This is a genomic window from Pedobacter boryungensis (assembly GCF_013204825.1).
Taxonomy (GTDB): Bacteria; Bacteroidota; Bacteroidia; order Sphingobacteriales; family Sphingobacteriaceae; genus Pedobacter; species Pedobacter boryungensis.
The window spans coordinates 950,580-964,999 of sequence record NZ_JABMKV010000002.1 but is presented as its reverse complement, the minus strand read 5'-3'; the positions used below and the strand labels follow the sequence as shown (position 1 = coordinate 964,999).

Genomic DNA, 14,420 nt, shown 5'->3' with positions numbered 1-14,420 from the left:
AGTTCTGCTGTTTATTGTTGTAAGATTGCTTCGTGCCTCGCAATGACGTACAAATTTTAAAAAAGATAGCGTTGTGTTAAAAACATATCGTTTTAAAAAACGAATGCAACAAATGAACTATCTTTGTGATTAACCATGAAAAAATTGAACCTTGTTAGTATTCTTTTAGCTGGCTTAGCACTTACGATTTATAGTTGTAAAAAAACAGAAGTTAATCCTCAAGAATTGGTACAAAAGCAAATTATTGGAAAGTGGCCGCTTAAATACACCATTAAAACTATTTACACAAACAACGTTGCTGGCAACCCAGATACAGTAAAATATAACCCAATTGACACGTTAGTTTTTAGTGCCGATGGAAAAGTGGTAAAACAAAATAAAACACCTATTTCTACCAGAACATATAGCATTGATGCAACTGGAGATAACATTACTTTTTCAGGAACTCCTGCATATACACAAAAGTTGAGTTTTGTTAGAAATACGAGTATTGGTTTGGCTACAGAAACTACGGTAACAAGCGGTACTACAGTAACGAAAACTATTATTGAAGATCAGTTAATTAAATAGATTAATTTTTAGCAATGCCAACAGATGAAAATTGTAAATCGTATAAACGTTTATAATAGCCATCAAGTTTCAACAGTTGTTGGTGTGTCCCTTTTTCTTTAATCTCTCCTTTATCCAATACAATAATTAAATTGGCTTTTTGAATGGTGGACAAACGATGCGCAATTACAATCGATGTTCTGCCTTGCATTAATTTTTCTATAGCACTTTGTATGAGCATTTCTGTTTCAGTATCAACCGACGAAGTAGCTTCATCCAGCACCAAAATTGATGGTTGATAAACCAAGGCTCTGATAAATGAGATCAATTGTGCTTGTCCCGCAGAAAGTGTTGCACCACGTTCCATCACATTGTAATGATAGCCCCCTGGTAAGCGTTCGATAAAATCATGTGCTCCAACTTTCTTGGCTGCCTCTACTACTTCATCAAATGAAATTGAAGGGTTGTTAAGTGTTATATTATTAAAAATCGTATCAGAAAACAGGAAAACATCTTGTAATACCGTTGCAATATGACTACGTAAATAGCCTAATTCATAATCCTTAATTGGCACACCATCTACTTTAATTTCGCCTTTTTGTATTTCATAAAAACGATTTAAAATATTAATAGTTGATGATTTCCCTGCACCTGTTGCCCCTACTAAAGCAACTGTTTGCCCAGCCTTAACTTCGAAAGAAATATCTTTTAATACATAGTTTTCCTGTTCAACTTCTCCATCCTGATTATAACTAAACCATACTTTATTGAAGCTAATTGCTCCCTGCATTTTTTCGGGAGTGTATGTTCCTTTATTTTCGGTAGTTTCTTTAGTATCTAAAACTTTAAATACACGTTCTGCACCAACCATACCCATTTGCAAAGTGTTAAATTTATCGGCAAGCTCTCTAATTGGCCTAAAAAGCATGTTGATGAACATAATAAATGTAGTAATTGTTCCAGGCTCAACATCAAGTGGTTTTTCTAAAATCATTTTAGACCCATACCAAATCAATAAACCTAGCGATAAAGCAGAAATTAGCTCAACTACTGGAAAGAAAATAGAATAATACCAATTAGAGCGGATGTTTGCATCGCGATAGCGAGAATTTATCTTTTTGAATTTAGCATATTCTTGGTCTTCCCTTGCAAAATATTGGATGATAGAAATACCGCTAATGTGTTCTTGTAAATAGGTATTAAGGTTAGAAACTTCTGTTCTAATTTCTTGAAAGGCTACTTTTATAGATTTCTGAAAAATACGAGTCGCCACAATTAAAAAAGGAATAGGCAATAAAACGATTAGCGTTAACTCCCAATCTATCCATAGCATACAAGCAATAATTACCACAACTTGCAATAAATCGCCAACCATTGCAATTAATCCTTCAGAAAAAATATCGGCTATCGTTTCTAGGTCAGAAACAGTTCTGGTTATTAATTGCCCAATTGGTGTTTGATCGAAATATTTAAGACGTAAACGGCTAATGTGGTTAAATACATTTATTCTTAAATCTTTAATAGCAGATTGCCCTAAAGTATTGGTTAGCAATGTTTGACTGTATTGAATTAGGGTTTGCAAAAGCAATAAAACAACCATTAAAATGGTCATTTGCACCAAACCCTTATAGTTTCCTAAAAGGATGAACTTATCTAACGTATAACCTATTAAAAATGGTCTAACAGGCGTTATAATAGCTAAAGAAAGTGTTAAAACCACCGACCACACAAATGTTTTTCGATACGGTTTTACATACTCAAAAACTCTTTTAAGTAAGCCAACATTAAATGCATCTCCAGTTATTTTAGACATTCTTTTTTAATTTTTTCTTGATTGAATAAATGGATATTCAACTGCAACTAAATATAAACCACAAGCTGGCACAGATTGTCCTGCTTTGCTTCTACTTTTACTTTCTATAATTTGTGTAACCTCTAATACATCAATATCACCTTTGCCTACCAAAATCAAAGTTCCAACAATCGCTCTTACCATATTTCTTAAAAATCGATCGGCTTTAATGGTAAAAATTAATCCTCCATCTATTTTCTCAAAACCAGCTTGTGTGATTTTACAGTTATTGGTAAATGTTTGTGTTTTCGATTTACTAAAACAAGAGAAATCTGTAAAATTCAATAATAATTGAGCGGCCTCGTTCATTTTCTCGAAATCTAATTCGCCCTTATATAACCAAGATTTGTTTATCTTAAAAGGATCCTTCTCAAAATGAAGGTGATATTTATAGGCTCTAGCAATAGCATCAAAACGGGCATGAGCCTCATTAGTTACAGCAAAAATTCGTTTTATGGCAATGGTATAAGGTAATAATGAATTAACATTTGTTACCGAGTTAACAACGGTTACTTCTGGTAAATCGAAGACATCAAAATGTGCATAAAACTGAGTAGCATGTACACCTGCATCAGTTCTGCCACAGCCTAATGAAATAATATCTTGCCTAAAACATGTTGTTAATGCTTTATCTAAACACGCTTGCACAGTTATCCCGTTAGGTTGTGTTTGCCAACCGTGGAAATCTGTACCATCATAACTTAATTCTATAAAATATCTCAATACCACAAAAATAGTTTTTTCTAGTTTGCTAGTGTTGTTGATTTGATATATTTCTTTTGTTTTTATTTTTTATGACCGAAGAGAGATGGCAAACTTGCTTTTAGCTACAAGTTTTTGCTAAGTTTGTTAAAATAATTTTAGAACTATGATACAAAGAATACAATCGATATGGCTTTTATTAGCAGGCATAACCATTTGCTGCTTACTTTTTATCCCTATGGTTACTGCAAATTTTGGCGGAATGGACTATCAAATTATTGCAAGCGGTTTATATCAAAAAACTGGTATGCAAACTAAACAAATAGAATCTTTTATGCCGTTATTTATTAGCACTATAGCGGTTGCCATTATGTGTTTTGTCAATATTTTTAATTTTAAAAACAGAACAACTCAAAAAAGAATAAGTATTGCATCTGTGGTTTTAATTATTGGATTATCTTTTTGGTGCAGTCAATATGCTAAAAAAATTCCTGGGGGATTAGAAACTGCAAACTATAGCGCTGGTATGTTTTTACCTGTTATTGCCATCTTTTTTATCATTTTAGCTATAAGAGGCATTAATAATGATGATAAACTGATAAGAAGCGCCGATAGATTGAGGTAGGTAGATGACGAACCTTTTCATCAATTTTGTGCAAGCAATAGATAAGGTTGCTTTGCCAACAAAATTTATGTTATTGCAAGGTGATGAACCTCATCCACTTTGTTTAATTGCAGCAGAAGAATTACAAAATTATTTGCAAAACCAAACTGAATGGGATCATAATTTTGGTTTAAACGATGAAACTGGAGTTGTAATAGGCAAAATGTTTGGCGTTTTAATTGTTCAAAATTCTAAAAAAGAAATTGGATATCTAGCGGCATTCTCAGGTAAACTTGCAGGTACAAATAACCACTCTAAATTTGTCCCGCCGATATTCGATTTACTTACAGCAAATAGCTTCCTAAATAAGGGAATGGAAGAATTGAATACTATCAATGCGGAAATAAAAGAATTAAAAGCAGAACAAACGCTAAATAAAGAGCAAATAGATCAGTTCAAAATCAAAAGAAAACAACATTCTATTGCATTACAAAATAAAATATTTGATCAATATTATTTTTTAAATCAGGCTGGAGAAGAAAAAAGTTTAAAAGACATTTTCAGTAAGGCAGGCTATAGAAATCCTCCGGCGGGTGCTGGTGAATGTGCTGGGCCAAAATTATTGCAATATGCTTTTCAGTATCAATTAAAGCCCCTAGCGTTAACAGAATTTTGGTGGGGTTTGTCGCCTAAATCTGCTACTTGGAAGCATAAAAAATTTTATGCTTGTTGCAAAGAAAAATGTGAACCCATATTGGCACATATGCTTGTTGGTTTGGAATAAACACAAAGTATATTTAAAGAATTTCACTAACCCACTCTAAACCAATAATTTCCTTTCAAAAACTATTTACCTGACACACTGTGAAATACGGATTATTAACCGTACCTTTGCGGCTTAATTAAAAAATGTTATAATGATAAACCCATTTAGTAAATTGGGGATAAGTGATGACGTTGTTAATGCCGTAAAAGAGCTAGGTTTTGAAAATCCTACGCCTATTCAGGAGCAATCTATTCCTGTACTGTTAGAAGGTAGTAACGACTTTGTTGGTTTGGCCCAAACAGGAACAGGAAAAACAGCCGCATTTGGTTTGCCGCTGTTAGAATTAATAGACTTTAAGAGCAATAAGCCGCAGGCCCTAATTTTGTGCCCAACGCGTGAGCTATGTCTGCAGATTGCAAACGACATCAAGAATTTCTCTAAAAACACGCCTAATGCACATGTAGTTGCCGTTTACGGTGGCGCAAACATTATGCAACAACTACGTGAAATACGCAATGGCGTACAAATCGTAGTGGCCACGCCCGGCCGCATGTTAGATATCATTGGCCGTAAAGCCATCGATTTCTCTAGCGTTAAATATGTAGTATTGGATGAAGCCGACGAAATGTTAAACATGGGCTTCCAAGAAGACATAAACGACATTTTATCGACTACACCTGACGATAAAAAAACATGGTTATTCTCTGCAACAATGCCTCCTGAGGTTCGTCGTATTGCAAGAAACTACATGGAAAATCCTGTAGAATTAACCATGGGCACAAAAAATACAGGTAACGTAAACATTGAACACGAATATTATATTGTTCGTGCTCGTGATAAATACGCTGCCCTAAAACGAATTGTAGATTTTAATCCTGAAATTTTTGCAGTAGTATTTTGTAAAACCAAATTGGATACACAAGATGTTGCCGAGCATCTAATTAAAGATGGTTACAATGCAGATTCATTACACGGAGATTTATCTCAACAACAACGTGATAAAGTGATGCAACGTTTCCGCGATCGTAACATGCAATTATTAATTGCTACTGATGTTGCTGCTCGTGGTATCGATGTAAACAATGTAACTCACGTAATTAACTATTCTTTACCTGATGAAATAGAAAGTTATACTCATCGCTCTGGTCGTACAGGCCGTGCTGGTAAAACTGGTATCTCTATCTGTATCGTTAACTCTAAAGAAATTGGTAAAATTCGCCAAATTGAAAGAATTATTGGTAAACAATTTACAAAAGCAGAATTACCTACAGGTTTTGATGTTTGCGAAAAACAATTGTTCGCTTTAGTACATAAAGTTCACAATGTGGAAGTAAACAATGAGCAAATTGATCAATACATTCCAAGAATTATGGATGAATTTGCAGAGTTGAGCAAAGAAGAAGTGATTAAAAAGTTTGCTTCATTAGAATTTAATCGCTTTTTAGATTATTATTCTAAAGCACCAGATTTAAATGCACCAGATGAGCGTAGTGAAAGAGGTGAACGTGGGGAAAGAGGTGAACGCGGTTCAAGAAATTTCGATAACAGCAATTACACTCGTTTATTTATCAACGTGGGCTCTGTAGATGATTTTACACGAGGTGATTTATTAGGTTTTGTATGTAATAATGGCAAAATTTCTGGTAAAGCAGTAGGTAAAATAGATTTAAAAGGAGTTTATTCTTTCATTGAAGTAGAAAATGATACCGTTGATGCTTTATTTACGAACTTCAAGGATGTTAAATTTAACAACCGTGAAGTAAGAATTGAAAAAAGCGGTGATGCACCAGTGGGTAGCAGAGGCGGTGAAGGTGGTGGAGAAAGAAGACGTGGTGGCTATGGCGGTGGAGAAAGAAGAAGCGGAGGCGGTGGTTTCGGCGGAGAAAGAAGAAGTAGTGGTGGCGATAGAAGAAGCAGCGGTGGAAGCGGAAGACGCGATGGTGGTAATGGTGGTGGTTTCAGAGATTTCTCTGGCCGTAGCCGTGATGATAAAGGTGGAAACACTGGTGGTAGCGGAAGACGCGAAGGTGGTGGCGAAAGAAGACGTAGATCTTAATTAGGTACAACCTTATATAAACAACAAAGCCTCGACAAATTGTCGAGGCTTTGTTGTTTATTAATCCTGAGTATTTTTCATCCAGAGTGTAAGGAAGAATTTCATTTAGAGATTCCTCCAAAGTCGGAATGACAAAATATTACTTATTAGCGGGTCTAATTCTAATTTGACTAGCTTTTAAATAAATTTTTGCCCCTTTACTATTGATGTAATACTTATTATTTTTACCATCAATATATACATCAGAACCATCTGGCGCCATTCTGCCTTTATACTTTGCATCAACAACTTTTGCAGTACCTTTTACGGCAACTTCAGCAGTTTTATTGCCAACACTTTTAGCTACTTTTCCTGTTTTTTGTAATACTTTTCCTGCTTCAGTTTTTTTCTCCTGTGCGCTCGCACTAAAGCTCACTGACGCAATCATCGCCATAGCAGCTAAACTTCCTATTAAATATTTTTTCGTTTTCATAATCTTAGATTTTTATAGATAACAATAGCGGATGAGTTATTGTTTCAAAATCTATTATTCAAAAACAAAAAGAATATTTGCTTACTTAATTTAACTTTTCTGTTAAAAACCTCATTTCTGTTGCTGGAGAACGGTTTTCATATAAAATATGGTAAACAGCTTTGCTAATAGGCATATCCACTTTATACTTCTGATTGATATAGTGCATACAGCTTGCTGCATAATACCCCTCTGCAACCATATTCATTTCCAATTGAGCCGATTTTACAGTATAACCCTTCCCTATCATATTCCCAAATGTTCGGTTACGGCTAAATTGCGAATATGCAGTAACCATTAAATCGCCCAAATAAGCTGATTCCATTATATCTCTATCAATTGGATGTACAGCATCTACAAAACGTTTAATTTCTCTAATGGCATTAGAAATTAGCACAGCCTGAAAATTATCTCCATAGCCTACACCATGACAAATTCCGCTTGCTACTGCATAAATATTTTTCAAAACCGCAGCATACTCTGTTCCAAAAATATCATCGGATGCATTTGTATTAATGTATCTTGTACTTAATAAATCGGCGAAATTTTGGGCTAAATCTATATCCATACTTGCTATAGTTAAGTAAGAGAGTTTTTCCAATGCAACTTCTTCAGCATGGCAAGGTCCACTTATTACCACAATATCAGTTAGTGAGATATTATATTTTTGATTGATAAATTCACCGATAATTAAATTTTCATCTGGAACAATTCCTTTTATAGCTGAAATTATTTTTTTCCCCTTTAAATCTTCAGGGCCAATATCTTTTAAAGTCTCTTTTAAAAAAGCTGCTGGGACATTTAAAATTAGGTAATCAGCGGCTGCAATAATATCACGAATATTTGATGAGATATTTTCTTGAGGCACTTTAATTTCTACAGAACTTAGATAATTAGGGTTGTGTTTAAATGCTTTAATATGCGTTATCGCCTCTTCATTGCGCATCCACCAAAAAATTTCTTTCTCAGAAAGATTATCCGACAACATTTTGATAATCGCGGTAGCCCAACTTCCGCCACCAATCATTGCAATTTTAGGTATCATAATTATTAAGTTAAGAATAAGAGCAAATACTTATGCGCAAATTATTCCAAAAGGCAAAAGGTTTAAAATAAATGCCAAACGAGCATTTATTTTAAACCTTACCTAAGCGTCAAAAATACTTAATTATTATGATTTTGGGATATTACTTTTTCTTCTCAGCAGTAAATAGCTTATCCTTAGTGGTTTTCTCTACTTTCATACCATCTTTTAACTTGTTTTGAATAGCAGAGTAAGGGCCAGAAACAATTTCTTGTCCATCTTTCAATCCAGTTTTAACAATTATAAATTGATCGTTTTGGATACCAGTCGTTACTTCAGCTTGTTTAACTGTCGAAGTTTTGCTATCGAATAAATAAACAAACTGTTTTACTTTTTTATCAGTCAATTTGCTCTTTTGTTTATCCTGATTTTGATCATTTCCAGCATTAGCCATTGGATCTGTTGATTTATCCTTATCACTAGTAAATACAGATTGAATTGGAACTGCTAATCCAGTTACGGATTCGCTTTCAATATCAACAGTTGCAGAAAGTCCTGGTCTAAATGGAGATGGTAAATCTTTCGCTCCTCCTTTAACAGTGCTATATGAATCTGCAATTAAACGAACTTTTACAGAGAAGTTAGTCACTTGATCTACAGAAGTAGTTGCGGTACCAACGCTAGTTGAAGAACTTGCAATTTCAGTAACTACACCTTTAAATTTCTTGTCTGCAAAAGCATCAACTTCCACTGAAGCGCTATCGCCAACATTCACACGGTTAATATCATTTTCATTTACATCCACATTCACTTCCATGGTTGTTAAGTTAGATATACGCATAATTTCTGTACCAGCCATTTGTGAAGTACCCAAAATACGATCACCTAATTCAATAGATAATTTAGAAACCACACCATCAACTGGAGAATAAATAGTAGTTTTAGCTAAGTTTGCACCTGCTTCTTTAACATTTGCTCCATTTTGCTCTAAACCAAATCTTGCACCAGTCACATTTTCTTTAGCGCTTGCTAAATTTGCTTTTGCAGTTAAGTATGCTGCTTTTGCAGCATCAAATTCTGCGGCAGAAATAACCTTTTTATTGTACAACTCTACATTACGTTTGTAAGTAGCTTCTGCATTTGCAAAATTGGCTTGTGTTTGTATCAGCTGTTGTTGAGAGGCTGCAACGCTTGCTTTTTGAGAATTATATGAAGCAACTGCTCTTTCATAACCAGATTGCAAAACGTCTGGTCTAACTTTACAAAGTAATTGACCTTTCTTAACTACATCGCCCTCTTTAACCAAAAGCTGGGTAACCTCACCAGAAACTTCAGAACTTAATTTAACTTCTGTTTCTGGTTGTATTTTTCCACTCGCAGTTACTGTTTCTACTACTTTTTTACTGCCTGCTTTTTCTACAGTTACCTTTTCAATTTGTTCGCCACCAATAAGGCCTGTAAATTTTGCAACTATTAACAGTACAAGTAGTACACCAACGCCAATTAAAATGTGTTTAAGTTTCATAATTATGTATAAGTATTGTTTTGTTTATTAAAATGTAATCTGTTTGCCTAGGTAATAATCAATCACTTTAGCTCTAAATATTAAATCATATTTAGCTTGTATCATATCTATTTCTGCTTTGTTTTTATTTGTTAAAGCAGTACTGTAATCTAATGAATTTACTAAACCTACGTTATAGCGTTGTTCAATTACATAATATGCATCTTTTTGTGCTGTAAAAGCATTGGTTGTAGAGGCATAACGGCCTTCTGCCGCTTTCAAATCTGCAACTGCTTGATAAATAACTTTATTCAGGTTATTTTTCGCCAACTGCTCCTCAGTTTCAGTTTGCATCAAATTGATTTTAGCTCTTCTGTAATTAGATTTTATCTGAAGTCCATTAAATATAGGAATAGACAAACTCATACCAATACCTTTTGAGATGTTATTACTCAACTGATTTGAAAACGATGGATTTGGATACAGTGGATTAAAATTATAATTATAAAAATAACCTGTTCCATAGCTCGCATTAAATGAAAGTGTAGGTAACAAATTTCCTTTAGCAATTTTAACAGCAATTTTTGCGGCTTCGGTATTCAAACCGGCTAATTTAATATCTGGAAACATGGCACTTGCATTGGCATAAATTTCTTCAGCATTGTATTTCCCATTTGGAGTGCTTAAATTGTCGATAACAGGAGCTTGCACTTCATAAACTGTTGAAGAAGGAATATCCATTAATTGCGCTAAGGTTAAATAAGAAATCGATAAAGCATTTTGTGCATTTGTAGCATTTAATTCAGCTGTTGCAACCTGAGATTTAGCTTGTGAAAGATCTGCTAATGTTTTGTTACCAACATCTAATAATTGTTGTTGCTGATTTAATTGTTGCTTGGCTACTGTCAATTGATCATTTGCGGCTTTTAAAAAATCCTTATTGTAAAGAATTTGAAGATACGACGTAACAACAGATAGAATTAAATCGTTTTTCACCTTACTAGTATTTGTTTTACTAGCTTCAAGCAATACCTTGTTTTGCTTGATCTGATTCATTTTTGTTAAGCCACTAAATAAATCAACATTTGAACTTGCGCCGCCATTTAAACTATAGTTCTGAGTATTTTCATAAACCCCAGATGCACCCTGATTATTACGGCCCCAACGCATATCTTGAGATAAATTGGCACCCAAGGTAGGAAGTAACGCATATTTAGATTGCTTTAAATTAATATCAGATAAGCTTTCACTAAAAATAGACTGCTTAACTTGTAAATTGTTAGTTAGTGTTTTATCTACTGCTTGTTGTATAGTAATTAGTTCTTGCGCAAAGCTTTTTTGGCTAAACCCAGTTATAATTAAAGATAAAATAAATGTAAGCTTGGTTAAAAAGCTAAAATTGGCAACTTGTTTCATAAAAATTAGTTTCACAATAATAAATAAACAATTAATTGATTTTTTAAATTTCTTAAGTGCAACCTAAATATTACTTTTGGGTATGTACCTAGTTAAATCTCCACTATTACTCAAATGGTTCTATCCATCTTTAACATGGAACAAATCCCGCTCGGAAAAAATTGTTTATTTAACCTTTGACGATGGACCTATACCCAATGTTACAGACTTTGTATTAAATACTTTAAAAAGCTTTGATGTAAAAGCCACTTTCTTTTGTATTGGAGATAATATTAGTAAGCATCCTATGGTATTTGAGCGAGTAAAAAATGAGGGGCATGCTATTGGAAACCACACTTTTAATCACCTTAAAGGATGGAAAACCGATGATGAAACCTATATTCAAAACATCTTAAAATGCCAACAACTTACACAAACTAACTTATTTCGCCCACCTTATGGAAGAATTAAGAAATCTCAAATTAAAAGTCTAAAGTCTAAAGTCAAAAGTCTGAAATCATATCGAGACTCAGAACTACGAACTAATGACTCTGGACTAGAAATCATTATGTGGGATGTGTTAAGTGGCGATTTCGACCTTAATCTCTCTCCAGAAAAATGTTACCAGAACGTTATCAAAAACACTCAAAATGGCTCGATCGTGGTTTTTCACGATAGTTTAAAAGCCTTTGACCGTTTACACTATACCCTTCCAAAAGTGTTAAAATATTTAAGTGAAAAAGGATACCAATTTGGCACGCTTTAACATCGAGCCTAAAGGCGAAGTTTATGCCAAAAACTAAAAACCATATACACAGCTAATTATCAGCTGTTTATATTTTAAACAAACAAAATAACTGTTCGTAAATGCACAAAGCTGTTCGGTTTTGAACAATAACATTTTATATCTAGTAAAGCCATCAATTTATTTAGAATAATGCTAAATAAAATTAGGAGATAGATATGATACCATTAAGCCTATTTTTTTTGTAAATTCGCTCTCAATTAGACGAATAGATTACCTTTAAAACCAAGTTATCAATGGCTTTTGATATAGAAATGATTAAAAAGGTGTATGCAAACTTTAGCAGTCGTGTAGATGCGGCTCGTAAAGTAGTTGGTAGACCTTTAACGCTTTCAGAAAAAATATTATACACACACCTTTGGGATGGAAATGCGAATAAAGCATTTATCCGTGGTACCGATTATGTAGATTTTGCACCAGATAGAGTTGCAATGCAAGATGCAACAGCGCAAATGGCATTGTTACAATTTATGCAAGCAGGTAGACCACAAGTTGCAGTTCCTTCTACAGTACATTGCGATCACTTAATTACCGCTAAAGATGGTGCTGCTATAGATTTACCTCATGCTAACACAGAAAGTAAAGAGGTTTTTGATTTCTTGGCTTCTGTTTCAAATAAATATGGCATTGGTTTTTGGAAACCAGGTGCTGGTATTATTCACCAAGTGGTATTAGAAAATTATGCTTTCCCGGGTGGAATGATGATTGGAACCGATAGTCATACTGTAAATGCAGGTGGCTTAGGAATGGTTGCTATTGGTGTTGGTGGTGCTGATGCTTGTGATGTGATGGCTGGCTTACCTTGGGAGCTTAAATTCCCTAAATTAATAGGTGTTAAGTTAACAGGTAAACTAAATGGTTGGACTTCGGCTAAAGATGTAATTTTAAAAGTTGCTGGTATTTTAACTGTAAAAGGTGGTACAGGAGCTATTGTAGAATATTTTGGTGATGGAGCTGAGAATCTAAGCTGTACAGGTAAAGGAACAATCTGTAACATGGGTGCGGAAGTTGGTGCAACCACTTCTACATTTGGTTATGATGAAAGTATGGAACGTTATTTACGTGCAACTAATCGTGCCGACGTTGCTGATGAAGCAAATAAAATTAAAGAACATTTAACTGGTGATGCTGAAGTGTATGCAGAGCCAGAAAAATATTTCGATCAATTAATAGAAATCAATTTAGATGAATTAGAACCTTATTTGAATGGTCCTTTTACACCAGATTTAGCTACTCCTATTTCTCAAATGAAAGAAGTTGCTGCTGCTAATGGATGGCCATTAAAAGTAGAATGGGGTTTAATTGGTTCATGTACAAATTCATCTTACGAAGATTTATCTCGTGCTGCATCTATTGCAAAACAAGCTATTGATAAAGGATTAACTACTAAAGCGGAATTTGGTATAAATCCAGGTTCTGAGCAAGTGCGTTATACTGCAAACCGTGATGGTTTATTAGGAACCTTCGAAAATTTAAACGCTACAATTTTTACTAATGCTTGTGGTCCATGTATTGGAATGTGGGATAGAGTTGGTGCTGAGAAAGCAGAAAAAAATACAATCGTACACTCGTTCAATAGAAACTTCGCTAAACGTGCCGATGGTAATCCGAATACTTACGCATTCGTAACTTCTCCAGAAATTGTTGCGGCTATTGCAATTGCAGGTAATTTAGGCTTTAATCCTTTAACAGATACGTTAACAAATGATAAAGGTGAACAAGTAAAATTAGATCCACCAGTTGGTGATGAATTGCCTGTAAAAGGTTACGCCGTTGAAGATGCGGGTTTCCAAGCTCCTGCTATTGATGGTTCTGGAGTACAAGTTTTAGTTTCTCCAACCTCACATCGTTTACAGTTATTGGATCCATTTACACCTTGGGAAGGAACAGATTTAAAAGGCTTAAAGTTATTAATTAAAGCAAAAGGAAAATGTACTACTGATCATATTTCTATGGCAGGACCTTGGTTGAAATTCCGTGGTCATTTAGATAACATTTCTAATAACATGTTAATTGGTGCTGTTAATTATTTTAACGACAAAACTGATAATGTTAAAAATGAATTAACAGGCGAATATGGTCCAGTTCCAGCAACTCAACGTGCTTACAAAGCGGCAGGCTTAGGTTCTGTTGTTGTAGGCGATGAGAATTATGGTGAAGGTTCATCTCGTGAACATGCTGCAATGGAGCCTCGTCATTTAGGTGTTCGTGCTGTATTGGTTAAATCTTTTGCTCGTATTCACGAAACAAACTTGAAGAAACAAGGTATGTTAGGTTTAACTTTTGCTGACAAAAACGATTACGATAAAATTCGTGAAGATGATACGTTGGATATTATTGGTTTAACCACCTTTACACCTAATGTGCCTTTACAAATAGTTTTACACCATGCAGATGGAACTAGCGAAACTATTTTCGTTAACCACAGTTACAATGCACAACAAATTGAATGGTTTAAAGCTGGTGGAGCATTAAATATTATCAGAAGAGAAGCTGCTGCAAGATTGTAATATTTGATAATTAATCATAAATGAAAAATCCCGTTAGGTAAAATCTTAACGGGATTTTTTGTGCTTTTTTTACGGTTTCTCGTATTTAATGACTAATTAATTTTCATAACTTTAATAACTTAATACATTATTTAAACAACTC

At 34.3% G+C, this 14,420-nt stretch carries 12 protein-coding genes; 6 read left to right on the top strand and 6 right to left on the bottom strand.

Translation table 11 applies throughout. The features are described 5' to 3' along the window. The first annotated feature begins 135 nt into the window (after positions 1-135). Entirely contained in the window at positions 136-570 is a 435-nt protein-coding gene (locus HQN85_RS10890; protein WP_173272062.1) for a hypothetical protein, read from the top strand. Between the two features lies 1 nt (position 571). Here the strand turns inward: HQN85_RS10890 and HQN85_RS10885 are convergent, their stop codons facing one another. Continuing rightward, positions 572-2,362 (bottom strand): ABC transporter ATP-binding protein, encoded by a 1,791-nt coding sequence (locus HQN85_RS10885; protein WP_173272060.1) that lies wholly within the window; start codon positions 2,360-2,362, stop codon positions 572-574. A gap of 6 nt (positions 2,363-2,368) precedes the next feature. Next, positions 2,369-3,124 (bottom strand): tRNA pseudouridine(38-40) synthase TruA, encoded by a 756-nt coding sequence (gene truA, locus HQN85_RS10880; protein ID WP_173272058.1) that lies wholly within the window; start codon positions 3,122-3,124, stop codon positions 2,369-2,371. Positions 3,125-3,269: 145 nt separating this feature from the next. Here truA and HQN85_RS10875 point away from each other — a divergent pair, with 145 nt between their 5' ends. The 3 genes from HQN85_RS10875 to HQN85_RS10865 all read left to right on the top strand — a co-directional run bounded on the left by HQN85_RS10875 (position 3,270) and on the right by HQN85_RS10865 (position 6,529). After that, positions 3,270-3,728 (top strand): DUF4293 domain-containing protein, encoded by a 459-nt coding sequence (locus HQN85_RS10875; protein WP_173272056.1) that lies wholly within the window; start codon positions 3,270-3,272, stop codon positions 3,726-3,728. A gap of 4 nt (positions 3,729-3,732) precedes the next feature. After that, on the top strand, positions 3,733-4,491 hold the full coding sequence (locus HQN85_RS10870; protein WP_173272054.1) for a pseudouridylate synthase: 759 nt from the start codon (positions 3,733-3,735) through the stop codon (positions 4,489-4,491). A 133-nt stretch (positions 4,492-4,624) separates the two neighbouring features. Beyond that, a complete protein-coding gene (locus tag HQN85_RS10865; protein WP_173272052.1) occupies positions 4,625-6,529 on the top strand; it encodes a DEAD/DEAH box helicase in 1,905 nt (634 codons plus the stop codon). 139 nt (positions 6,530-6,668) lie between these two features. Here the strand turns inward: HQN85_RS10865 and HQN85_RS10860 are convergent, their stop codons facing one another. The 4 genes from HQN85_RS10860 to HQN85_RS10845 all read right to left on the bottom strand — a co-directional run bounded on the left by HQN85_RS10860 (position 6,669) and on the right by HQN85_RS10845 (position 10,984). Further along, positions 6,669-7,001 (bottom strand): hypothetical protein, encoded by a 333-nt coding sequence (locus HQN85_RS10860; protein WP_173272050.1) that lies wholly within the window; start codon positions 6,999-7,001, stop codon positions 6,669-6,671. 85 nt (positions 7,002-7,086) lie between these two features. Beyond that, positions 7,087-8,085, bottom strand: a complete 999-nt coding sequence (locus tag HQN85_RS10855) for an NAD(P)H-dependent glycerol-3-phosphate dehydrogenase (RefSeq protein WP_173272048.1) — start codon at positions 8,083-8,085, stop codon at positions 7,087-7,089. Between the two features lie 142 nt (positions 8,086-8,227). Further along, the gene (locus HQN85_RS10850) at positions 8,228-9,589 is read right to left on the bottom strand and encodes an efflux RND transporter periplasmic adaptor subunit (RefSeq protein WP_173272046.1); all 1,362 of its coding nucleotides are present in this window, start codon (positions 9,587-9,589) and stop codon (positions 8,228-8,230) included. 27 nt (positions 9,590-9,616) lie between these two features. Next, positions 9,617-10,984, bottom strand: a complete 1,368-nt coding sequence (locus HQN85_RS10845; RefSeq protein WP_173272044.1) for a TolC family protein — start codon at positions 10,982-10,984, stop codon at positions 9,617-9,619. 82 nt (positions 10,985-11,066) lie between these two features. Between HQN85_RS10845 and HQN85_RS10840 the strand changes: the two genes are divergently transcribed. Together HQN85_RS10840 and HQN85_RS10835 are read left to right on the top strand one after the other, a co-directional pair. Beyond that, entirely contained in the window at positions 11,067-11,729 is a 663-nt protein-coding gene (locus HQN85_RS10840) for a polysaccharide deacetylase family protein (RefSeq protein WP_173272042.1), read from the top strand. Positions 11,730-12,004: 275 nt separating this feature from the next. Continuing rightward, a complete protein-coding gene (locus HQN85_RS10835) occupies positions 12,005-14,278 on the top strand; it encodes an aconitate hydratase (protein WP_173272040.1) in 2,274 nt (757 codons plus the stop codon). Positions 14,279-14,420 lie beyond the last annotated feature (142 nt).

Bases quoted from the DNA above. Each gene is read 5' to 3' on its own strand.
- HQN85_RS10850 (WP_173272046.1), bottom strand. From the start codon at position 9,589: ATGAAACTTAAACACATTTTAATTGGCGTTGGTGTACTACTTGTACTG.
- HQN85_RS10870 (WP_173272054.1), top strand. From the start codon at position 3,733: ATGACGAACCTTTTCATCAATTTTGTGCAAGCAATAGATAAGGTTGCT.
- HQN85_RS10840 (WP_173272042.1), top strand. From the start codon at position 11,067: ATGTACCTAGTTAAATCTCCACTATTACTCAAATGGTTCTATCCATCT.
- HQN85_RS10885 (WP_173272060.1), bottom strand. From the start codon at position 2,362: ATGTCTAAAATAACTGGAGATGCATTTAATGTTGGCTTACTTAAAAGA.
- HQN85_RS10845 (WP_173272044.1), bottom strand. From the start codon at position 10,984: ATGAAACAAGTTGCCAATTTTAGCTTTTTAACCAAGCTTACATTTATT.
- HQN85_RS10855 (WP_173272048.1), bottom strand. From the start codon at position 8,085: ATGATACCTAAAATTGCAATGATTGGTGGCGGAAGTTGGGCTACCGCG.
- HQN85_RS10835 (WP_173272040.1), top strand. From the start codon at position 12,005: ATGGCTTTTGATATAGAAATGATTAAAAAGGTGTATGCAAACTTTAGC.
- HQN85_RS10890 (WP_173272062.1), top strand. From the start codon at position 136: ATGAAAAAATTGAACCTTGTTAGTATTCTTTTAGCTGGCTTAGCACTT.
- HQN85_RS10865 (WP_173272052.1), top strand. From the start codon at position 4,625: ATGATAAACCCATTTAGTAAATTGGGGATAAGTGATGACGTTGTTAAT.
- HQN85_RS10875 (WP_173272056.1), top strand. From the start codon at position 3,270: ATGATACAAAGAATACAATCGATATGGCTTTTATTAGCAGGCATAACC.
- HQN85_RS10860 (WP_173272050.1), bottom strand. From the start codon at position 7,001: ATGAAAACGAAAAAATATTTAATAGGAAGTTTAGCTGCTATGGCGATG.